The following is a 21,066-nucleotide window of genomic DNA, read 5'->3' as shown; positions in this document are numbered from 1 at the left end:
AAGCGGCAAACCACTCCGGTCAACAACGTCGCCCTACGCGACAGAACGAAGGAGTGTTCCATGACGACGATCGAGAAGGTCCTCTATACCGGCAAGACCCATACCACGGGCGGTCGCGACGGCTCGGCTAGAAGCGACGACGCGCAGCTTGACGTCAAGCTGTCGCCTCCCGGTAGCGGCAAGCCCGGTACTAATCCCGAACAGCTCTTTGCCGCCGGCTGGTCCGCATGCTTCATCGGCGCCCTGAGCCTGGCTGCAGCCAAGCGCAAGATCCGGTTGCCGGCCGAGACCGCAATCGACGCGGAAGTTGATCTCGGCATGACCGGAGACGCCTACCACCTGCAGGCACGCTTGAACATCAGCCTGCCAGGCCTTGATCCGGAGCTCGCACGCGCGCTGACGGATGAAGCCCACCAAACCTGCCCCTATTCGTTGGCCACGCGTGGCAACATCTCGGTCGAGCTGAAGCTTGCCTGAGCAGGCTCAGAATCCATGGAGTGTACGATGAAACGCTTGATCGTTGGCATGCTGGCGCTTGCCGTCTTTGCAGCGCCTTGCGTCTATGACGTGGTCTCGCCGGAACCATCGCCTTTGGTCGCTGTCGCCACAGCCGTTGGCCTTCAAGGGTAGATAGACCTGAAACCGGAGAGGGAGCGACTGCGGAAAAAGCCGCTCCCTTTTACCGTCAGGACTTGTGGGCTTCGTCCTCAAGTACAACCGCAGCCTCAAGCGTCGAGGAACCGGCTTTCAGAAGAAGGTAGTCGAGCATTGATTTCGAGGTCGGATACAGAGGGCGGCCGCATCATCAGACCCGTCGTGCTCCTGTCTGACCGCCCCACCCGGCTGCAAGTTACCCGCAGTGCGACGTCGGAAATGTCGAGAAAAATAACGGCTACTTACTGACGGCGATCATTGGAATCCTTCGCGACCCATTGGTGGATTTTATCGCATTGGGCATTCCGGCCGAGAAGATCCAGCGGCTCCATATTCGACGCCGCTCACTTTGCCTAAAAAGATGCAGGCTATCGCCCATCTCCTTACACCTGCCGTAGCCGCCGGAAGCTGATGCGCGGCAAACTACTCAGGTTCGCCGTTGGATCCGGACCAGGCACATATTGCCCTAGGCCTTGAAGGCAATGTAAGCCCTTTTAACAATAACTTGCTCCAACGGACGCTAAGAGCCCATTGTTTTGTCGACCAGTTTTGTGTGTTGGTGGCGAAATCGAATCTCATCAAGGGCATGGGTTAAGCGTGCACCTTGCGGACTTCAGGATGATCCACGAACTATATGTTAGCAGGATTCATGCAATAGGATTTTTCATGAGCGCCTAGCATCGCGCGCCCTCGCGGCCCGCCCTGCAGCTTCCCTCGCTTGAATTGCACCAAGCGGCCCAAAAGCATTCCGGGCACTACGCCGCGCCAAGGCCATGCTGTCTCCGACGCCCGGCCTTGGCTGCCTACAATGTGTTACATAACTGGCGAGCTCTGACATACCCGGGATACGTCACACCAGCTTAATGCGGCTAACGAGCGCTATTTATGACATCGGTTTCGGCAACCGCCGAAACCGGAGGTGAATCCACTCGTCATGCTGTGATCGATGGCACTGCCCGTCCTTTCAACAAGTCTAAGTCATGGAGAATTCAATGAGCACACAACTGAAACGAAAAATTGCCTTCGCGCTTTTGATGGGCGTCGTGACGACAGGGATCATCTCGTTCGTCATCCTCGCATTGAATTTGGGTTTCTCTGAAAAATTTGCCCTCGCGTGGCTGCGTTCATGGGGCATTGGCTACGTAATCGTCATCCCCGCGATCCTACTGATCGGCCCGCGCGTGCAAACCCAGGTCGAGCGCCTGATCAAGTGAACCGCTAATTGGTTATCGATGTATTGCCCATGTCAAAACTATAACCTGTGTTGGCGGAGTACGTCTGCCGCGCCCGCTAACCCGCGACCCGCCCGTTCTCCGGCTTCACTCAGCGTGAACGCTTGTTTATCCGGTGACAGGATACAACGCAGATATGCGCCTTTCTGTGCGGACCTGAATTTCCTCAGCCTAAAGGATTACCCGAAAGGCTTCCGAAGTGTCCTCGTCCTCGCGCGAAGCCACATGGATTGCGCGCTCGTTCACGGTGACTGACGAGCCGTATCGTCGATACATCTGCGCGAACTCCATGCCAATATAGCTGCCGCCTATGACAGCGAGGTAGGGAGGCAGGGTGTCGAGGTCGCGGATTAAGTACTGGTCAGATAGTCGATGTCGTTGTCTCCAGGGAAGTCTGGAATGACTGGGTGAGCTCCGTCGTTGCGGAATATCTGGGGGGCGGTGAGGTTCTCGCCGATGACGCTGACACTGTCGGCTGCCTTGGACCGAGCGTGGCCATTGACGATGGTGACGCCATCCATATTGCCGAGCCAATCTTCCAGACCATTGCGCGCATCAAGGAACCCTTGTTTGCGCGATGTCGAAGGACTTGCATATCGACGGAGACTGCCCCCTCGATTTTTGACCCACAACTCTGAGCGCGCCAGCTGATATATGCCGCGCGGGCGCTTGCAACCAGCGTTTTCGCAGGCGTGCGAACGGCATTGACACAGGTTTCGCCGAGAAACCTTCGTTCAATAAGCGCAACTTTCGTACGGCGTTCGGCCATTCGCGCGGCCGGCCCGACCAGCGCCAATGAAAATCGCATCGAACCGTTGCGTCTCAGTGCTCCGAACTATCGAGACGTTGATCCTCGAGGAAGCGTCTCGTCGCAGCTTCTCGCTTCAGACCAAGTTATCACACTACATTGTCTGTCCTGGCGCACCGACCATGCACTCGAAGCAACACCGGTTTTCGCGCAAAAGGTTCAAGTGGGGTGTCTGCTCCACGCAGGACAGCTGTTCAAGGCTTGGCGGCGGCGCGCAGCTTGCGATACTGCGCTGTCGGAAGCCCGCCCCAACCCCAGTTATCGAGCTCGACCTCTTCGATGACGACGTAGGTCGATTCAAGTGGCTTGTTCAGTACGTCGAGTAGAACCTGACTAACGCCCGCGATAATGGCCGCCTTTTCCTCGGCGGATACCGAATTGCGACCAGGCGCAGTTCCCTCGCGGGTGACCTGTACGGTGACGATAGGCATTGTAGTCTCCTTTTCGAACTCTTGATGTGTTGTTCGGCACCTGACCGCACTACCATCAGGTGCTCACCAGCGTCCGGCGCTCTGGCCGCCATCGACATGCAGGATCTCGCCGGTGACGAAGCTCGCCGTCTCCAAATAGAGGACGGCATCGACGATATCGTGGATTTCGCCCATTCGCCCGACCGGATGAAGGCCGGCTAGGGCCGCGTGCGTTTCGGGCGGGTTCATCGGCGTCTTAATGATCCCCGGCGAGACGGCGTTGACGCGGACGCCGCTCTTGGCAAACTCGATGGCAAGCTCTTTGGTAACGGCGTTCAGGCCACCCTTGGTCAGGGAGGCAAGCGCTGCTGGTACACCAGCAATTGGCTGATTGACCAGGCTTGTGGTGATCGTGACGATATGGCCGGAGCCCTGTTTCAGCATTTCGGCGGCGACGCGCTGGGTAATGTGGAAGAACCCGGCGACGTTGACACCCATGTTTCTGTCGTAGTCTTCCTGGGTGAACTCGACGAACGGCTTGGCAACGAAGACACCCGCATTGTTCACCAGCGTGTCGATACGGCCGAAGTGCTCCAGCGCTTTGCGCACAACGCGCTCGGCAGTCTCGGGCTTGCTGATATCGCCGGGCACTGCGAGAATATCAGCGTCGGAATAGGCCTCGACGGATCGGGAGGTGGCGATGACGCGGTAGTTCCGGTCGCGGTAGGCGCGCACCAGGGCTGCGCCGATCCCTTGCGAAGCGCCGGTGACGATGGCGATTTTCTGTTCAGTGCTCATAATCTGATCCTTTCACGGAGGTTGAGTGCATCGTCAGTTCGATGCATGTTTGTTGGGGGCGAAGCGCAGCAAAGAGCTTGGGGTTTTGTGCCAAATGGTTTGCGCTTCCAGTACTCGTCGATTGCGGGCGCTTAAGGCCGCATAGCCTTGAATGCGGCTCTAATCTCTTGGCTAAACAATTCGGGTTCCTCCCAAGCTGCAAAGTGTCCGCCCTTGGAAACCTGGTTGTAATAGACGAGGTGAGGGTAGGCCTTGGAAAGCCATTTCTTCGGTGGCTTGTAGACTTCGCCGGGAAAGACGGTGACTCCGACGGGAACTTTGATGGGAGTCAACTTCGCTCCAGACGCGGTGTTCTCCCAGTAGATCCGTCCGCTCGAAGGGCCGGTATTCGTCAGCCAGTACAGCGTGATATTGTCGAGCAATGCGTCCTTACCCAGGGCAGTCTGCGGATCGCCCGCCGTAAAAACCCAGTCAGCTATCTTGTCGTACAGCCATGCCGCAAGGCCCACAGGCGAGTCCGCGAGTCCGTAGCCTATCGTCTGGGGACGAGTATTCATGATGGCAGCGTAGCCGAAGCCGTTGTTCACGAAATCACGAACCTCTCCAAAAACCATCTTTTCTTCCGGCGAGAGAGTGTCTGGTGCTGGTGCGCCGTTCATGAGCGCCTGTGCTGCTGCGGTGGGAAACGTTGTCGCGCGTTCGACCCGGTTGACGTGGATGCCCAAGAGACCAACAGGTGCGTGACGGCCAAGGGCATCACTGATGATAGCGCCCCAGTCGCCGCCTTGGGAGACGTAACGGTCATAGCCGAGACGCTTCATCAACATGTCCCATGCGGCAGCGATGCGTTGAGGATTCCAGCCCGTACTGGTCGGTTTCTGCGAAAAACCAAAGCCGGGTATCGACGGGAGCACCAGATGGAACGCTTCGTCTGCCTTGCCGCCATGCGCCGTCGGATTGGTGAGTGGCCCGATAACGTTCAGGAGTTCGAAGACAGACCCTGGCCAGCCATGCGTCATTATGAGCGGCAGGGCGTTTTCATGTCTTGAACGTACATGGATGAAATGGATGTCCAGCCCATCAATGTTGGTCAAGAACTGGGGTACCGCGTTGAGCTGCTCTTCGGCCTTTCGCCAGTCGTAGGACGTCCGCCAATAATTGACGAGCTCCCTCAGTTGCGCCGATTGCACGCCCTGAGACCCGTCGATCACCGTTTCGTCATGCGGCCAGCGGGTCACGGCAAGACGCTGCCGCAAATCGGTGAGTGCGGTCTCAGGAATGACAGCCTGGAACGGCCGGATCGCCCCGGCGGCGGGCACTGCATCGACCGCGTCAGCTGCGATTGCCACCAGTGGGAGGATGGCGGTGGACAGTCCTATCGCAGCACTGCCGACCAACAGAGAGCGTCGGGACATCTGCAGTGCATGATTTGATTTTTGTACTGTCATGGCTGCCATCCTTCTTTTGTTGGGGCCTATTTGACCAGTTCGACGAGGGCGACGCCCTTACTGACGATGTAGGTGGCAAGTTCCGACGCCTTGGCGGCACCGACGTTCCTGGCGGAATGCGGTGTTCCAGCAGGAATGAAGAGCGACTGGCCTGCTCTGAGCGTGACAGGCTTTTGCCCCTCGAGCTCGTACTCAAGCGTACCCTCGATTACATAGGCGACTTCCTCTCCGGGATGCCTATGGCTGACCGCGAAGACGCCTGGCGCGAAGTCGACCCTGACCTGGACAACTTCCTTTCCGGGGACGCTGATGTCGCTTTTGATGAGATCGGTTCGCTGCACCTGCAATTGCTGGGCCTGGACCGTCGAAAACGGCATAATGGACAGCGCAATGGCTGAGATGATCATCATGTGAGTGTTCATTTGTTTTTACCTTTTAGGTTTCAGATGTTGCCGATAAGACGGCGAGGGCGGGTTGCCCAAGCTCTGTCTCAGAGCGGCAGGGGCTGACCGGCCTGTTCCGCTACGATGTATGCGGCGTACCAGTCTGACCAGTTTGCATCATGTTGATCACCGTTCCGCTTTTCGTGCTCGCCGTGTGCGGAGGCGGCGCGTCGAAGCGCGGCCGCAAGCTCGGTCGATGACGTGAAGTTCGTTGTGTTCGTGTCCACGCGGCCTGGCAGCCTGTCGGTCACCTCCTGCAGGAGCCAGGTGTTGCCGTCCGGGTCACTGAATGTGGCGAACGACCCGTAGCTGCGCCGCTGCGGGTCTCGGCCGCTGATCGCAGGCTTTCCCGGACCTGCACGGTGAAACACGTCGCTTACCGCGACGCCGCGGACTATAAGTTCGGCCCGCGTCGTTTCGATGTCCGAGACGATAAGAAAGAGGCCCTGAGCAGAGCCTGGCTCAGCTGAAGTAGCATTCGTTCCAAAGTGCACGGAACTGGGTGAGCCGGAAGGTGTAACCTGCACGACCCTGAACGCGTCTCCGACAGTAAAGTCGGCATCCAGTCTCCAGCCAAGGCCTGTGTAGAAAGTCTTGGCGCGTTCCACATCCGAAACCGGGATGGTGACGACCTCGAGCTTCATGTCCAGAGATCGGCCGTGTGCGGTCTCAATTGTGGGTTTGGAATTTTTGTCTCCCTGATGGGCTTCTTCTATCTGTGGCATTGTCGTTTCCTCTTCTCTTGTTGGTTGGTTGATGTGCATCGGCACTAAACGGTGGCCGGGGTGCGGTAGCGAGCCGACGGGGTGCTAAGGGAAAGGCTCGGGATCAGTCTTTGCCGTGCCGCTTCGTATGCGTCCCAATCGGCCCCATCCGGAAGTGAGGGAATCGTGACGTGTTCGCCCTGGTCCAGGCCGGCAAGTGCTGCATCGACGAGGTCATCCGATTGCATGACCATCTTGCTGGGCAGGTGTTCCAAGGAGCCACCGGCCGCGACCCAGAATTTGGTCGCGGTGGCTCCGGGGAGCACGGTTTGGATACGGATATTCCTGTCGGAAAGCTCCTTGTGAAGGGATTGGCCGAACGCCAGTACAAAGGATTTGGTACCGCCATAGACTCCGTTCAAAATCTCCGGCGCGATGGCGACGGCCGAGGAGATGTTGATGATCGTGCCACGTCCGCTGGCCACGAAAGCCGGAACAACAGCGTATGTAAGCCGTGTCAGCGCGATGATATTCAAGGCGATCATCGCCTCCATCTCATCGACGTTTGATTCAAGCAGCGATACCAGGGCGCCGACGCCGGCGTTGTTGACCAGCATGGTGATGGCGGGATTGGTGGCCAACAGCGTCTCGATTCCCTTCAGATCCGCCTTGTCGTTGAGGTCGGCAGCGACTGTCTTCACGTTACGACCCGTTGCGCTGACCAGGCGGTGGGCCACGTCGGCCAACGCGCTTTGGTTGCGTGCCACGAGGATGAGATCGTACCCGCGATGCGCCAGGCGATCGGCGTAGATCGCTCCGATACCCGCCGAGGCGCCTGTGATCACGGCGATACCTTTTTTGGAGGTTGTCATTGGAAATTCCCCTGTTTGATTTGCGTGGTTCGATCCGTCCGAGGAACCGCCAGTTAGTCTTGGGTGAGGGCCTCGGTGTAATGACCAAGCTTGCGTTCGATCTCGCCGTTGGTTTGCAGACCCAGTTTCATAAGTTGGGTGATTTTGGCTTGCGCCTCAGGACGTTGAACGGATGTTATGAATGCATCCCATCCAGCGGCGATCTCCGGATCACTGGGAAGGCTTGCGAAATCGACCAGCCGCTTGGTGTCGGCAATCGCTTTGCCGTTAAAGTTCGAGATGCGCATGGCGAGCGCATTCACGAAACCGTCAAGCTGATCATCCGGCATCGAGCGGTTAACGTAGCCATATCTCTCGGCCAGTTCGCCGTCGATGTCGTCGGCGCCTAGCAGAATTTCCAGTGCCCGCCCGCGGCCCACCAATCTTGGAAGCCTTGCCATCGGTCCGCCACCCGGCACGAGCGCCGCGCCGACTTCCCATTGAGACAGGATGGCCTTTTCGCGGCTTGCGAAACGCATATCGCTCGCTAACGCAAGTTCGCTCCCGACGCCGGTCGCTCTTCCACGGATCAAACTGATCGATACGACCGGCGCCCGAGACAACCGTACCAACATATCTGGGAGAGGATGAAGACCTGTAGGCCCGGAGGGCAAGCCAGTGGAATCCGACAGCGGAGGAACAAAATCATAGTGGGTGAGGAAGAACCCGGGAACCGCGCTATCGAATACGACGACCTTGAGGTTCGGATCATTTTCGATCGCGGTGATCACGGTGTTAAGCTGCGGGATGGTTTCCGGGCCGAAGATGTTGAATGGCGGATTATTGAATGTTACACGCCAGTAGGAAGGCGTGCGGCGCTCCACAAGAACCTGATTTGTGGATGACGTCGCGCTTTGGGGCATAGTTTTTGCCGTCACTTGGGTTGTCGCGATTTGAGCGAGTGCGGTAGCGCTCAATTCCGCGCCGACCGCCGGGGCCGCGCTGGCACTCATGATGGCGACGGCCAATATTCCTGCTGAGACAGCACTGTGTCGGTGTGCTCCAATGAAGTTTCGCTGGGTCGGGACATTCTTCTCTATTGCTGCGGCACGAAGCGGCGACTTCTCCAATCGCCCGTGCGGTACAGTTGAAAGTGATACTGATGACATGTCGCGCTCCTGTATTGAATCGCCAACTCTCAGACGGTTACGTTGGAATCGTCGGTGGCCGGCGGCCCGTCTTCGTGATGAAGAGATGGTAGGCGCAGTCCAATTGGGGCGCCACTTAAGCTCCGTGAGCAAACCTGAAATATCCTGAAACCGTCTGATTGTTGCCGATAGGGGTCGATACCGTTCCATGCACGCGATAAGCGGCGGCCATTGCGCGTAAGCGATGCCTAAATTATAAATTGGCGGACCTGAACAAATTGAGACGGTCATCGTGGTGGGACAGATCGAACTACGCGTGTTTGAGTTCCGCGGTTGGGAGGTCGATCTCGCGCGTCGAGAATTGCGCTCTTTTGGCTCCGTGGTACCGATCGGCAGCCGCGCCTTCGAGATTATCGAGACATTGTTAGCATCGGACGGCGAACTGGTAACGAAGGACGATTTGATGAAGCGGGTGTGGCCCGGTCTCGTCGTCGAAGACAACACGATTCAGGTCCATATTTCTGCGATCCGGAAGGTTCTCGCCGACGATCGAGATATCCTCAAGACAATTGCCGGCCGGGGCTACCGGCTGCTCGGCGACTGGACCGCGCGGCAAGAAAATTCTACCACGCAGCACCATCTGCACGAGCGGGCGCAGTCCCCGGTGTTTCCCTTCACGACCAATATTCCGATGGCAACATCGCCGCTCGTAGGGCGCGAGACTGCAGTCGAACAACTCAGCGACCTTGTCTCAGCCCATCGTGTAGTGACACTGACCGGGCCGGGCGGCATCGGAAAGACAGTGCTGGCATTGGAAGTTGGACGCAGGTTGTTTCCAAAGTTCCAGGGCGACGTCTTATTTATTGAGCTGGTGTCGTTATCAGATCCCGACTTGGTTCCGTCGACAGTTGCTCATGTCCTCAATTTGCAAACACACGGTGAAAATCTCTCGCCGGAATTGGTGGCCAGGGCGATCGGCGACAGGAGGGCCATGCTGGTCTTCGACAACTGCGAGCACGTCATCGAGGCCGCAGCCGCGCTCACCGAAAACATCGTTCGCGGGTGTCCGAATGTCTGCGTGTTAGCGACCAGCCGGGAGCTCCTTCGCATCGACGGTGAATTTGCCTACTCCGTGCTTGCACTGGAGGTGCCGGCATTGGAATTTGAGGGCTCGCAGGACGCTTTGGATCATAGCGCCGTGCAATTGTTCGTTGCTCGGACGCGTTCACTGCGGACAGATTTTGAGCCGTCGGGTGAGAAACTTTCGGCGATGGCTTCGATCTGCCGTCAACTCGACGGCATTCCACTCGCTATAGAGTTAGCAGCTGCTCGGGCGGCAACGCTCGGTATCCAGCAGGTCGCAGGACGCCTTGACGATCGCTTTGCGTTGCTTACTGGCGGCCGTCGCACCGCCCTGCCGCGACATCAGACGCTACGCGCGACGCTGGATTGGAGTTACGATCTCCTGCCCGAGGCCGAGCGCCGGCTCCTCCGGCACCTTGGAATATTCCCTGCGGGGTTCACGATCGAGGCGGCCACCGCAGTGGTTGATGAGATGGAATCGAGTGTCGCACTTGGTATTTCCAGCCTGGTTTCCAAGTCACTGGTAGTGCTGGAGGGATCGGAGGCGGCACGACGGTGGCGGCTGCTCGAATCCGTTCGAGTTTACTCGCTCGAGAAGCTTGCGGCCTTAGATGAACATGGGCGGGCCATGCGCCGCCTCGTGGAATTTTGCCTGCTGCTGTTTTCACCGCTCGCATTAGGGAGCGAGTCCGCCGTGATGGTCGACGACCTTGAAGAGTACCGCCGCGAGATTGGCAATCTTCGTGCGGCATTAAATTGGGCGTTGTCGCCTGGTGGAGACTCTGCTCTTGGAGTCGCGCTTGCAGCCGCTGCAAGCGATTTCTGGCTCGGTGTTTCGCTGGTCGCCGAGGCAGGCGAGTGGGCCGGAAAGGCGCTCGGACAGCTTGGCGACGCCACCGGAACCCGCTCGGAAATGGTTCTGCGATGCAGCCTCGGCTACGCCCTGATCTATACTCAGGGAATGAGCCCTCACGCGCGCGACATGCTTCTCGGGGGGCTGGCGCTTGCCCATGCATTTCAGGATTTCGACTACCAGCAGCGCGCCAGCGGTGGACTGTGGCTATTTTCCGCTCGCTCGATGGCATTGAAGGAAGCGCTCGCCTTTGCTCGCAAGTATGAGAAGGTTGCCAGAGGAGATTACCTCCAGTCTCACGCAACGGCTGCTTGGATGATTGGAATACCGCAAACTTATATGGCGATGCATGGCGAGGCCAATGAGCGGCTGCAGCGGGCGATTGACCAGTATCCTTCCGCCAGGCGGCGGCGCGATATGATGCGCCTTGGCGCCGATGTGCGAACGTCGGCAAGAGCGCACAATACCGTCAACCTTCTGTCGCAAGGTTTTTTGGATGCAGCGTCTCGAACGGCAGACAGCGCGATTAGTGAGGCGCGTGAGACAAATCAACCATTCGTGCTATGTGTAGCCCTTGCGTGGGCAGCCGGCTTCGTCGCGTTAAGCCTTGGTGAATTCGACAAGGCAAGAACCTTAGGCGAGGAACTCGTGCATCTCGCGTACAAACACGGGTTGCGCCCGTTCTACGCAGTAGGTCTCTGTATCCGAGGCAGCCTGGCGGCTAGGAGTGACAACCCAGAGGCGGGGATCGATCCTCTCCGCTCAGGCCTCGCGGAAATGCAACAAACAATTTATCTTCTGTTCTATCCCTTTTTTTCCACGGAGCTTGCCGCCGCATTAGGAGCGATCGGTCGGTTCGATGAGAGCCTTGAGGAAATCGGCAAGGCGCTGCGCTTTGCGGTCGAGACAGAATACCGCTGGTTCGTACCTGAAATTCTTAGGGTACAAGCTGGACTTCTCGTCCTGCGGGGTTCCGGTGATCCGGCGTTGATCGAGAGTCTCCTACGCCAATCCATGGCGCAGGCTAGTGCGCAGCAAGCGGTTTACTGGGAACTGTCTGCGGCTGTGTCTTTGGCAGAGCGATTGCGAGTTGTGCAAAAACACGACGAGGCTCTTGAGGTCCTTGCGCCTGTATATGGTCGTCTTAGTGAGGGATTCTTTGCGCCGAGGGTCAAACTGGCCAAAAAACTATTAGACGAACTGGCATAATTCGTGTCGTTCCGCAGTCGAAAGATACCTCAGGATGGAGGTCGATTTGGCTTTCGAACCTGGCGCTAGTCGGTGGGCGACCGGCGACATCGAGAAGGTTAGATCGAACGGCATTCCGAAATTGATCGAGGAAGGAAGGACGTTCCCCTTCCTATTTTCGCCTCAGAATCCGAGTGAGGAACTGCTGTATCCGATCGAGAAAGTGGAAGCGGCCCTTGACGAGGTCATGTCTAAATACCAGGTCGATCGCACGCGGGTCTATGTCGTGGGCTTCAGCCGCGGCGGTTTCGGGACTTTGGGGAGGGCGGAACAGTTTCCAGATAAATTTGCCGCTGTCGTTCCGATCGCTGGTGGCGGCAATCGCCACTATCTGAGCAGAACAAATGAGAAGGCGGCCTTTTGGGTGTTCCACGGCACCAATGACGACGTCATTCCATTGTCGGATTCGGTCGTGCTTTACGAGCGTCTTGTCGGCCTGAAGCGCAATGCTCGTTTGAGTGTTCTGGAGGGCGTGGACCACTCGGGCGTCGAGTGGGCCGCCTTAAACGATCCTGCGCTTTGGGATTGGCTTTTGAAGCAGCGCCTTGAGATCGCGCCACAGTAGACCTGTGAATCCTTTCGATAGTCACAAGGAGAGTGATGAAAGCTGCCGTTCCAAATTCTCATCTCTCGCGTTGTCGACTACCCTGTTCCTCTAGGGCTAGAACCCACTCAACACATTGATCTGGATTGACAATTGTGATTCAATCGCTCCACAAGAGGAGTTTTGGTCATGGCAGGTGAATTCTGGCTTGATGATCGGCAGTGGTCCAACATTGCGCCTTTGCTTCCAATCAACCAGCCTGGCGCTCATCGCATCGATGACCGCCGGGTCATCAGTGGCATTATTCATGTGCTGCGGTCGGGTTGCCGGTGGCGGGATTGCCCTGCCTGCTACGGACCGCCAACGACAATCTACAACCGGTTCCATCGCTGGTCGGCACGCGGAATATGGCGACGGTTGTTTGACGCCTTGGTGCAAACGACCGACCGGGATATCCACATGATCGACAGCACCACGTCCAAGGCCCATCGATCGGCAGCAGGAGGAAAAGGGGGGCGGATGGCGAAGCAATCGGCCGCTCGCGGGGCGGTAGATCGACAAAAATTCATGCTGTTGTCGATAGTCGCGGCCGTCCCGTCGCACTCAGGATAACTCCGGGCCAGCGAGGCGACGCACCCATTGCCGTGCCTCTGCTCGCAACCCTGCCGCCAAGCCGCCTATGCGCCGCTGACACGGCCTATGACAGCAACGCTCTGCGCGCCTTCCTCATCGCGCGCGGCACCGAACCTGTGATCCCCAACAATCCAACCAGAAAACGAATCCAGCCTTTCGATCCTGTGGCGTACAAACGTAGAAACATCATCGAACGCACCTTCTGCCGCCTCAAGGATTGAAGACGCGTCGCAACTCGATATGACAAGCTTGCAACCAACTTCACAGCAACATGCTACATCGCCGCCATCTTCATATGGTGGGCCGATTGAGTCTCGACCCTAAAGCAGCGGTCGTGATCCTGCCATGCTTTTTCGCGATCACCCACGCCACGCCGAGGCGTGATTCTGAATGATACAAGGAGTTTTGATTTGTTGAAGACCACGTTTGCCGCCACCGTCACCGTAGTTGCTTTGACCCAAGTCGCCAGCGCTTCCAGCGACAGCGCATGGAATGCCTTGTTCGCCAAGGCGAATGGCACCTGCATCGGCCAATCGCGAATGGTGTCTCCCGAACGACCGCGCCGGTGGTCTTCGACGATGCGGCGGGCAAGATTGCGATTCTTCTTCGTGAGAAGATCGGTAAGTCGAAGAAGGTGGTGAACCTCATCTGCCTGTACGACAAGAAGTCCGGCAAGGCGTCCATCGCAGAGTACCAATGGCTGGGACAGTAAAAAACAATGGCCCGGCGATTTCGTGCAAGAAATCGCCGGGCGGGGAACGAGGCTGACGCCTCGTTCCCCGCACTGCTACTGCAGTCTCTGCACCAACGCCTCCAGCGCGTCCGGACCCTTTGTCGCCCATTCCTGGATCGCCGTCGGATCGACGCCCTTCCGACGCATTGCCTCCGCGAATTCGTCGACGTCCACCCGGTTCAACTCGGCGATGTGTGCCGCATTCCCGACCGTCACTCGGGTGCCCAGAGTCTGCAGGATGAAGCTTCCGCCGCTGCTGTGCGCGAACGCGTCGCGGAGGCCAGCGAGGGAGACGCCCAGCTTGTCAGCCATTGCGAACACCTCGACAACGTTTCGCATGTTCGAGACGGTGAGAGCGTTGTTGCATAGTTTCGCCATCTGTCCGGATCCGGCCGCTCCCATCGCCACGATATGCTTGCTATGGCACTCGATGACCGGCCGGGTTCGATCCAGCGCATCGGTCCGCCCGCCGACGAAACAGGTCATGGATCGCGCCTCCGCGCCAGGACGCCCGCCGCTGACCGGCGCGTCCAGGAAATGCACGCCCTGTTCTTCGGTCATTCGTTCGAAGCCTTCGGCCTCGGCGGGATCGCCGGTCGCATGGCTCACGACTGTCCCTCCCTTGCCTAATGCGGGGAGCAGGGAGGGGTCAGACAGAAGGTCATGCAGGTCGGAATCGCCACGAAGGCACAGGCAGAGAACGTCCACTTTTCCTGCAAGTTCGACAGGATCGTTCTCTTTCATGTGCCGGGCGCCCCGAAGCCCGTCATAGGAGACGGCCCGTCGCGCCCAGACGTGCAGATCGAACTTCTTCGCGATCGCTATGGCCATCGGCGCACCTTGATCGCCGAGGCCGATGAAGCCTACCCGAACGGCGTCGCTCATTTCGCTTCCCCCACGATCCGGAGCGCCATTTCCCACAGTCGATCCGCATTGGCGCTGTCGAGCGCGTAGGGCGCGACGCCTTCGAGCTTTCCATCCAGCCGCCGAGCGATCACGGGCGCCTCTTGGCAATTGTCGAAATATCGGCCGTTGACGCCCTCGACGAGGGGCGACGCTGCAAGCAGCACGGACGTCGAGGCGCCTTGCTCAGGGTTCTTGCGAAGGTGTTCAGGAGTCTTGAGACCACCGGTGTGCCTCTGAAGGTTTGTTGCGATGGCACCAGGATTGAGGGAGTTTGAGACGATGCCATCGGACGACCATCGATCTTTGATCCCAACCGACAGAAGGATGCAGGCCGTTTTTGATTGAGCGTATCCCAGCAGCGGATTGTACTGTGCGAAGTGGAAGTGCGGATCATCCCAGATGACTGGGCCAAAGAGGCTGCCGTTCGAGCTTACGGATACGACTCGAGCGCCGTTGGCGGCGGCGAGGTAACGACGTAGCCCGACCGTCAGCGCGAAGTGGCCCAGGAAGTTCGTGCCGAACTGAAGCTCGCATCCTTCATCGGTCCGCTCGAGTTCCGGCACCATCATGACGCCAGCATTGTTCACAAGAGCGTGAATTGGTTTGTCCCAGTCGGACACGAACCTGTGTACCGACTGCAGGTCGGCGACGTCTAGCGGACGGACGTCAATTTTCGAGTTGCCGGTCTCCGCCCTCAGGCCGCTTGCAACTTCCTCAGCGGCGTCGACACGCCTTGCCGCTATGGTCACAGACGCACCCGCCGCAGCGAGGCTCTTCACCGTTTCAATGCCTATGCCGCTAGCCCCGCCAGTCACGACTATTGTCTTGCCGAACAGATCGACGCCAGCGAGAACCTCAGATGCGGTCGATGTGAAGCCGAATGGAATTTGCTTAGACATTTTAGTTCCTTTCGTTGGGTTGTGTTTGAGATAGCATTTAGTCATTGTGCTGATTAGATGGACAACGACCAACGGCATGCTGAGAGATTTCGAACGGTAGGCGCCTTGTCGCCCGCCGAGCTGGCAGCTTTCGCTGGGGTCGCGGAGTACGGCGGTTTTCGAGCTGCGGCTCGACGAAGCGGTCTCAGTCCTTCCGCTCTCAGCCACAGCGTCGCGAGCCTGGAGACCCGCCTCAATGTGCAGCTTTTCCACCGCTCCACCCGCAACGTATCGCTCACCGACGCCGGCAGACGATTTTTCGCCCGACTTCGCCCAGCACTTGCTGAGATCGCCGACGCCGCCGACGAACTTGGCGAGTTCAATTCCAAGCCTTCTGGAACGTTGCGGATCAACGCGGATGCGGCGGCCGCAGAGCAGGTCCTGGCTCCTTTGATGCTCGAATTCATGGCGGCGTTTCCTGACGTGCGGGTCGAAATCGTCAGTGAACGACGGCTTGTCGACATCGCTGAAAACGGGTTCGATTGCGGCATCCGTTCCAGCGAAATCATCTCGGAGGACATGGTCGCAATCCCAGTCGGGCCGATGCAGCAGCATATCGTCGTCGCCGCACCAGGGTATGTTGCAGGCCGTCCTGCGTTACGATCGCCAGCTGACCTACAAGACCATCGTTGCGTTCAGCTACGAATGCCCGGAGGCGGCCTGTACCGCTGGGAGTTCGAACGGAGAGGGGAACCACTGGTCGTCGAAACAACGGGCGGCCTCGTGCTTGACAATTCTAGGCTCATTCTTGCAGCGGCGGTCCATGGCTACGGCCTTGCATACGTGACGAAGTGGATGGCTTCACCCGCCCTGGAAGCCGGAGCTCTGGTGGAACTGCTAGGAGAGTGGACACCGCCCTATCCGGGACTGCATCTCTATTACCCCAGACACCGCCATCTGAATGCCTCCATGCGGGCATTCGTCGCTTTCCTGCGCGATCAAAACCACCCCGAGAGGATGGCCCGGTCCTAACATCACCTGACCGCTGACCGGCAGCTACAAATCGGCGTGGCGATTTCGATCCGTCACTACGGGAGAGATTGCGCGCATGTGGTCGCGCAGGTCGCGCCCTCTGCCGAAGGCGACGCGGGGTCGCCGACTGCGAGCTTCATTGCAGCTATCTCCTGCCGCTGATCGGCGATGATCTTCTGCGCGATCTCTCGAATCCTCTGGTTCTTGCCGTGTTTCACGACCGCGGCCGCCATGTCGATGGCGCCCTGATGGTGCGGCGTCATCATTGCCACGAAGTCGCGATCAACGTCTCCCGTCGGCTTCACATCCATCTCTGTCATCATCTTGCTCATCGCGGCCGCATTTTCGGCCATGTAGGCCGCTTCGTGTCCGCTGACATTCATGTGCGCCATGCTGCCATGGACCGCGTCTTCGGCAGCGACGGGATTGATGAAGAGGGTTTCGGCGGCAAGCATGGCGAGGATGATCCGCAGGTACTTCGTTCGCATTGAACTACCTTTCTCTATTGACGTCCGCGTCCACGCTCACGGGGAGTAGTGGCTGAACACGAGGTCCTTCGACCCGTTCAGTTTCTGGTGACAGGCAAAACAGCTCTTCAAGAGCGGCTCGCTTCGGTTGGCGATCCCATTTTCGAATTGTCCGTAGCCCCAGCCGCCGCTTTCGGCATATTTCTTCGAGTCCTTCACGCTGATCTGGACGTTCGTCGGATCGCCGGCGACAAAGGATTGGGGCGCCGGAAATACGGCGTCGTTTTCCGGCGACGACTTGTAGACGTATGCCAGGCGGGCGATTATCGAACCGTCTGGAAAAGGCTTCTTGCCCGAGCGGAACGCCTCATAGGCGACGTCATTTCCAAGGATAGCGCGAATGTCGTTGTTCTTGCCCGCCTCGTGGGCGACGGTGATCATGCGCCAGTTCCGGTACCCTCCGGGAAGACTGACGCCGTAGACCGGCGAAACGTTTTCCACCGCGCCGCCGATGGCCGCTGCGGCGATCGAGACCGCGGAAACGCCCAGGAACGATATCCATAGTCTTGGGGCTTTTTGCATTTTAACCTCCGAATCAGAGTGAGTTCACGCTGACGGCTCCAACCGCGTGTATTTGAGGGGTGTTCTAGCGATCTCCATTCCTGAGGCTCCGAACCCCATTCCGAGCACACTATGGTGGGAGTTCGCACGCATATTTCGAATTCGTGCGATGATGGCCCATGCGCCGGGAAAGGAGACGCGCGCGAAATCGTACGCTTTCGATAAACGCAGGTCGGGGGCGTCGTCATGATGAAGTTAGGCCCAACTAGGATCGCTCATGACCTACATTCCAGAGATGCTTGCTTCTCGAGTTTCTCGTAAACGTCGGATCATTTGGTCGATCATAAGGGGCGCCTGGCCCTTCTCTTTGGCCAGGTCGCCGAACATCTCCTCGCTCGACGGCCCACGGACCATTTGCATCATGGAATACCAAACGCATGACGCCGACGATGTCCGCTCTGGCGTTCAACACGTTCCAGGCATAGCATTCTCACCTTTCGACCCGGGTGTCTGGAGCGATGGGGGACACATGAGCCAAAGACAGGGTGGGGAAGGTTCTTCGCTGGTGGTCGTCATCGAGGACGACCGGGGCGTTCGCGAGTCTCTCGTCGGCCTACTCCGGTCCATGAGGTTCGACGTGGAGGCATTTTCCTCCGTGGGTGAGTTCTGGGCGAAGGGGCAACTGGCATCTGTGGGATGCATGATCCTGGACGTCAGGCTTCCCGGCCAGAGCGGCATCGAATTCTACGAGGAAGTGCGCTCGCGCGGTTTCCTCAAGCCGGTGATCTTCATGTCCGGGCATGCCGACGTGCCGATCGCCGTTCGCGCAATGAAGGCCGGCGCGGCGGAATTCCTCACCAAGCCCGTCAGAGAGCAGGATCTGCTTGATGCCGTCCATGCCGCGCTGAGACGAGAGAGCGGCTCGGTGAAGAAAGAGGCGGCGGCCGCGGGCGCGCGCGCCAACTTCGACAGGCTCACGAAGCGGGAGCAGGAGGTCCTCGTGCTCGTCGTGGAGGGAAAGCGCAACAAGCAGATTTCATCGATGCTAGGTATCACTGAAGCGACAGTGAAGTTGCACCGCGGAAACGTCATGCAGAAGATGCATGTGCAGACGCTACCCGAACTCGTACGCCACTATGACCTTCTCGAGCTGGGCGGGAGAGGCAGCCCATCGATTGGAAACTAGCATTCGACCCACGTGCGCTCGCACGTGAGTTGGCAGCGGGCGCCCCACCCTGGGGATCGGGGCAACAGGATCGTTCGATGACTGAAACTGTCAATCCGCCTCTCGTAATCTGCGTCGAGGACGACGCGTCGGTTCGCGACGCCCTCAGGGGCCTGCTGCGGGCATCCGGGTTTCGCGTAGCCGCATTCGCCTCCGCCGAAGAGTTTCTCGCCTCGGCGGAACTGGCCGCCGCGCGTTGCTTGATCACCGATATACACCTTGCCGGGATTTCAGGACTGGATCTGCTCGACAAGCTTTCGGACATGGCGCTCACCATTCCATCGATCCTGATAACCGCTCACGCAGACGCCGCGAACGGAAGCCGATCTCGCAGCTCCAGCGCGACCAACGTGTTCCTCAAGCCGGTCAATCCTTCCGATCTGCTTGACGCCGTCCGGGTCGCATTGAAGGCCGACCCGGTATAAGGCCTAACGCTTCAAAGCGTAGCGTTGGCGTACGTCTTCCGCGGCCGCAGGCCCTGCCGTCCAGCGGAAATTGGGGTGCGACATCGGTCGACCGCTCACGGCGTCCGTAAGGACGGGTTCCGCCTCCGCTCCGGTCTCGGCGTCGACGATCACAACGCTCTTGCCCTCGGGGGCGAAGTGCCGGTTGCCAAACGCGAGCATGGCATGGAGAACCGTCTCGAAGTCGCGGCATCGTTCTGTGGCGATGTATTCGTAGCGGGGCGGCGACGCGCTGTAACGACGGCGCTCGAGCATCCCCGCTTCGACCAGAGATTTAAGACGTCTGGCGAGCATGCCCGGTGCAATTCCAAGGCTGCGCTCGAACTCCTCGAAACGCGAATATCCGTGCAGAGCGTCGCGGAGGATCAGCATCGACCACCACTCGCCAAGCTGCTCGAGGCTCCGTGCGACGGGGCATTGCATGGTCTCAAAACTCTTGTGCTTCAAGGCGAAGTCCAGACTTGAAAGGCGTGCGTGGGAAGGCTAGGAGTTAACTACTATTATGGTAGTTACTACGAGACGTTGCTAGGGAGCAAGGTCTCGGTGATCAACGGAGCGATAAATGCTTGAGATGCGCGAAACCATGGTTAGAGGTGAACCGTCTTCCGGCGCGAGGGCTGCGTCGGACCGTCGACCGTCGGTTTCCGATCGGGAGGCGGACGCACTTGTTGCCGAAATGGGAAAACGAGCAAGGGGCGCATCGGCAATCCTGTCGCTAGCGCCCACCGTACAGAAAGCGGAAGCGCTTCGAGCCGCAGCTCGTCTGACCCGTGAGGCGAAGTCGGATATTCTTGCCGCGAACGCCGAAGACGTCCACGAAGCCGACCAGGTTGGAATCACGCCACCTATGCGGGATCGGCTGAAGCTGGATGCAGCCCGCGTCGAGCAGATCGCGGCCGCACTCGAGTCCGTTGCCTCGCTCGACGATCCCGTCGGAAAGGTGATCGACAGCAAGGTGCAGCCGAACGGGCTGTTGCTGAAGCGGATCAGAGTTCCGCTCGGAGTGGTCGGCATCATTTTCGAAAGTCGCCCGAACGTCACCATGGACGCCGGTGGTCTCGCCCTGATGTCTGGCAATGCCGCGTTGCTGAGAGGAGGCTCCGACGCCGAGCGCACCAATTTCGCGCTCCATGCAGCCTTGACGGATGGCATCGTCGAAGCAGGGCTGCCGCGCAACGCGGTTCAGGTGGCGCCGACGACTGATCGCGCGATAGTAGGAGCATTGCTGCGAGCACAAGGTCTCATCGACGTAATCATCCCGCGCGGTGGGAAAGGGCTCGTCGAGCGGGTACTGGCAGATGCGCGCGTGCCGGTCCTCGCCCATCGTGACGGCATCAATCACTCCTTCGTCCATGCCGCAGCCGATCCGGACATGGCCGAAAGGATCGTCGTCAACGCGAAGATGCGGAGAACGATCGTATGCGGTTCAACGGAGACCCTGTTGATCGACCGCCGATATCCTTATGCGCGCAAGCTTGTCGCCGCGCTTGCCGACGCCGGCTGTGCATTGCGCGCCGACGACTTGTCAATCGACCTAGACCCCCGGATGGTTCCAGCGACGTCTGAAGACTGGGATACCGAGTATCTCGACGCGATATGTTCGGTCGCGATGGTCGATGGGGTGGAAGGGGCGATCGCGCATATAGGGCGGCATTCATCTCAGCACACAGATGCGATCATCACAGCGGACGAGGAGGCCGCGTCTCGCTTCCTGTCGGGTGTCGACAGCGCGATCGTCATGTGGAACGCTTCGACCCAGTTCGCCGACGGTGGCGAATTCGGGCTGGGCGCCGAGATCGGCATCTCGACCGGGCGTCTCCACGCGAGAGGCCCAGTCGCACTCGAGGGGCTCACGACGTACAAGTGGCAAGTCATCGGCACAGGGCAATCGCGGCCTTAGGACGGTCGCAGCCGTCTCCAAGCGTATACCACGGTCTCTCACG

21 protein-coding genes and 4 pseudogenes are annotated in these 21,066 nt (G+C 58.8%); 11 read left to right on the top strand and 14 right to left on the bottom strand.

Annotated features, from left to right (window positions below; translation table 11 throughout):
* Nucleotides 1-60: 60 nt before the first annotated feature.
* From ACP7E6_RS14685 to ACP7E6_RS14675, 3 genes are all read left to right on the top strand, one after another.
* Nucleotides 61-477 (top strand): organic hydroperoxide resistance protein, encoded by a 417-nt coding sequence (locus ACP7E6_RS14685; RefSeq protein WP_426230454.1) that lies wholly within the window; start codon nucleotides 61-63, stop codon nucleotides 475-477.
* Between the two features lie 27 nt (nucleotides 478-504).
* On the top strand, nucleotides 505-630 hold the full coding sequence (locus ACP7E6_RS14680; RefSeq protein ID WP_426230453.1) for a hypothetical protein: 126 nt from the start codon (nucleotides 505-507) through the stop codon (nucleotides 628-630).
* Nucleotides 631-1,646: 1,016 nt separating this feature from the next.
* Complete coding sequence (locus ACP7E6_RS14675; protein WP_426230452.1) at nucleotides 1,647-1,868, top strand: DUF2798 domain-containing protein; 222 nt, start codon at nucleotides 1,647-1,649, stop codon at nucleotides 1,866-1,868.
* 192 nt (nucleotides 1,869-2,060) lie between these two features.
* Here the strand turns inward: ACP7E6_RS14675 and ACP7E6_RS14670 are convergent.
* From ACP7E6_RS14670 to ACP7E6_RS14635, 8 genes and pseudogenes are all read right to left on the bottom strand, one after another.
* Nucleotides 2,061-2,725, bottom strand: a pseudogene (locus ACP7E6_RS14670) (FAD-dependent oxidoreductase); the annotation flags it as partial.
* Between the two features lie 163 nt (nucleotides 2,726-2,888).
* A complete protein-coding gene (locus tag ACP7E6_RS14665) occupies nucleotides 2,889-3,125 on the bottom strand; it encodes a tautomerase family protein (RefSeq protein WP_426230451.1) in 237 nt (78 codons plus the stop codon).
* A gap of 63 nt (nucleotides 3,126-3,188) precedes the next feature.
* On the bottom strand, nucleotides 3,189-3,902 hold the full coding sequence (locus ACP7E6_RS14660; protein ID WP_426230450.1) for an SDR family NAD(P)-dependent oxidoreductase: 714 nt from the start codon (nucleotides 3,900-3,902) through the stop codon (nucleotides 3,189-3,191).
* A gap of 131 nt (nucleotides 3,903-4,033) precedes the next feature.
* On the bottom strand, nucleotides 4,034-5,350 hold the full coding sequence (locus tag ACP7E6_RS14655; RefSeq protein WP_426230449.1) for an epoxide hydrolase family protein: 1,317 nt from the start codon (nucleotides 5,348-5,350) through the stop codon (nucleotides 4,034-4,036).
* 26 nt (nucleotides 5,351-5,376) lie between these two features.
* The gene (locus ACP7E6_RS14650) at nucleotides 5,377-5,760 is read right to left on the bottom strand and encodes a cupin domain-containing protein (RefSeq protein ID WP_426230758.1); all 384 of its coding nucleotides are present in this window, start codon (nucleotides 5,758-5,760) and stop codon (nucleotides 5,377-5,379) included.
* Between the two features lie 80 nt (nucleotides 5,761-5,840).
* Nucleotides 5,841-6,437, bottom strand: a complete 597-nt coding sequence (locus tag ACP7E6_RS14645) for a VOC family protein (protein WP_426230757.1) — start codon at nucleotides 6,435-6,437, stop codon at nucleotides 5,841-5,843.
* Nucleotides 6,438-6,562: 125 nt separating this feature from the next.
* Nucleotides 6,563-7,369, bottom strand: a complete 807-nt coding sequence (locus ACP7E6_RS14640) for an SDR family NAD(P)-dependent oxidoreductase (protein ID WP_426230448.1) — start codon at nucleotides 7,367-7,369, stop codon at nucleotides 6,563-6,565.
* Between the two features lie 53 nt (nucleotides 7,370-7,422).
* Entirely contained in the window at nucleotides 7,423-8,517 is a 1,095-nt protein-coding gene (locus ACP7E6_RS14635; protein ID WP_426230447.1) for an enoyl-CoA hydratase/isomerase family protein, read from the bottom strand.
* 274 nt (nucleotides 8,518-8,791) lie between these two features.
* Between ACP7E6_RS14635 and ACP7E6_RS14630 the strand changes: the two genes are divergently transcribed.
* From ACP7E6_RS14630 to ACP7E6_RS14620, 3 genes and pseudogenes are all read left to right on the top strand, one after another.
* Entirely contained in the window at nucleotides 8,792-11,641 is a 2,850-nt protein-coding gene (locus ACP7E6_RS14630; protein WP_426230446.1) for an ATP-binding protein, read from the top strand.
* An 85-nt stretch (nucleotides 11,642-11,726) separates the two neighbouring features.
* Nucleotides 11,727-12,245: pseudogene (locus tag ACP7E6_RS14625) on the top strand (prolyl oligopeptidase family serine peptidase); the annotation flags it as partial.
* Between the two features lie 168 nt (nucleotides 12,246-12,413).
* A pseudogene (locus ACP7E6_RS14620) lies at nucleotides 12,414-13,168 on the top strand (IS5 family transposase).
* Here the strand turns inward: ACP7E6_RS14620 and ACP7E6_RS14615 are convergent.
* Entirely contained in the window at nucleotides 13,132-13,365 is a 234-nt protein-coding gene (locus ACP7E6_RS14615; protein WP_426230777.1) for a hypothetical protein, read from the bottom strand. The pseudogene ACP7E6_RS14620 and the gene ACP7E6_RS14615 overlap by 37 nt on opposite strands.
* Here ACP7E6_RS14615 and ACP7E6_RS14610 point away from each other — a divergent pair.
* Nucleotides 13,268-13,569, top strand: a pseudogene (locus tag ACP7E6_RS14610) (hypothetical protein). The gene ACP7E6_RS14615 and the pseudogene ACP7E6_RS14610 overlap by 98 nt on opposite strands.
* A gap of 75 nt (nucleotides 13,570-13,644) precedes the next feature.
* Here the strand turns inward: ACP7E6_RS14610 and ACP7E6_RS14605 are convergent.
* Complete coding sequence (locus ACP7E6_RS14605) at nucleotides 13,645-14,475, bottom strand: NAD(P)-dependent oxidoreductase (RefSeq protein WP_426230445.1); 831 nt, start codon at nucleotides 14,473-14,475, stop codon at nucleotides 13,645-13,647.
* Complete coding sequence (locus ACP7E6_RS14600; RefSeq protein WP_426230444.1) at nucleotides 14,472-15,395, bottom strand: SDR family NAD(P)-dependent oxidoreductase; 924 nt, start codon at nucleotides 15,393-15,395, stop codon at nucleotides 14,472-14,474. Before ACP7E6_RS14600 ends, ACP7E6_RS14605 begins: the two co-directional genes overlap by 4 nt.
* A 105-nt stretch (nucleotides 15,396-15,500) precedes the next feature.
* On the opposite strand from ACP7E6_RS14600, the gene ACP7E6_RS14595 reads away from it, so the two are divergent.
* Nucleotides 15,501-16,406 carry a LysR family transcriptional regulator gene (locus tag ACP7E6_RS14595; RefSeq protein ID WP_426230443.1) on the top strand — a complete coding sequence of 302 codons (906 nt, stop codon included), beginning with the start codon at nucleotides 15,501-15,503 and terminating at the stop codon, nucleotides 16,404-16,406.
* Between the two features lie 56 nt (nucleotides 16,407-16,462).
* Here the strand turns inward: ACP7E6_RS14595 and ACP7E6_RS14590 are convergent, their stop codons facing one another.
* Nucleotides 16,463-16,861 carry a DUF305 domain-containing protein gene (locus ACP7E6_RS14590; RefSeq protein ID WP_426230442.1) on the bottom strand — a complete coding sequence of 133 codons (399 nt, stop codon included), beginning with the start codon at nucleotides 16,859-16,861 and terminating at the stop codon, nucleotides 16,463-16,465.
* A 69-nt stretch (nucleotides 16,862-16,930) separates the two neighbouring features.
* Nucleotides 16,931-17,455: a cytochrome P460 family protein gene (locus tag ACP7E6_RS14585; protein WP_426230441.1), complete on the bottom strand. Its 525-nt coding sequence runs from the start codon at nucleotides 17,453-17,455 to the stop codon at nucleotides 16,931-16,933.
* A 508-nt stretch (nucleotides 17,456-17,963) separates the two neighbouring features.
* Here ACP7E6_RS14585 and ACP7E6_RS14580 point away from each other — a divergent pair.
* Both ACP7E6_RS14580 and ACP7E6_RS14575 read left to right on the top strand, forming a co-directional pair.
* Entirely contained in the window at nucleotides 17,964-18,620 is a 657-nt protein-coding gene (locus ACP7E6_RS14580; protein WP_426230756.1) for a response regulator transcription factor, read from the top strand.
* Between the two features lie 77 nt (nucleotides 18,621-18,697).
* Nucleotides 18,698-19,084 carry a response regulator transcription factor gene (locus ACP7E6_RS14575; protein WP_426230440.1) on the top strand — a complete coding sequence of 129 codons (387 nt, stop codon included), beginning with the start codon at nucleotides 18,698-18,700 and terminating at the stop codon, nucleotides 19,082-19,084.
* 3 nt (nucleotides 19,085-19,087) lie between these two features.
* Here the strand turns inward: ACP7E6_RS14575 and ACP7E6_RS14570 are convergent, their stop codons facing one another.
* On the bottom strand, nucleotides 19,088-19,570 hold the full coding sequence (locus ACP7E6_RS14570) for a winged helix-turn-helix transcriptional regulator (RefSeq protein ID WP_426230439.1): 483 nt from the start codon (nucleotides 19,568-19,570) through the stop codon (nucleotides 19,088-19,090).
* Between the two features lie 115 nt (nucleotides 19,571-19,685).
* Here ACP7E6_RS14570 and ACP7E6_RS14565 point away from each other — a divergent pair, with 115 nt between their 5' ends.
* Nucleotides 19,686-21,023 (top strand): glutamate-5-semialdehyde dehydrogenase, encoded by a 1,338-nt coding sequence (locus ACP7E6_RS14565; protein WP_426230438.1) that lies wholly within the window; start codon nucleotides 19,686-19,688, stop codon nucleotides 21,021-21,023.
* The last annotated feature ends 43 nt before the right edge of the window (nucleotides 21,024-21,066 follow it).

It is taken from the genome of Pararhizobium sp. DWP3-4, assembly GCF_049898205.1.
GTDB lineage: Bacteria > Pseudomonadota > Alphaproteobacteria > Rhizobiales > Rhizobiaceae > Pararhizobium.
Note: the sequence above shows the minus strand (reverse complement) of the source record. Positions and strands in the feature narration are given on the sequence as shown.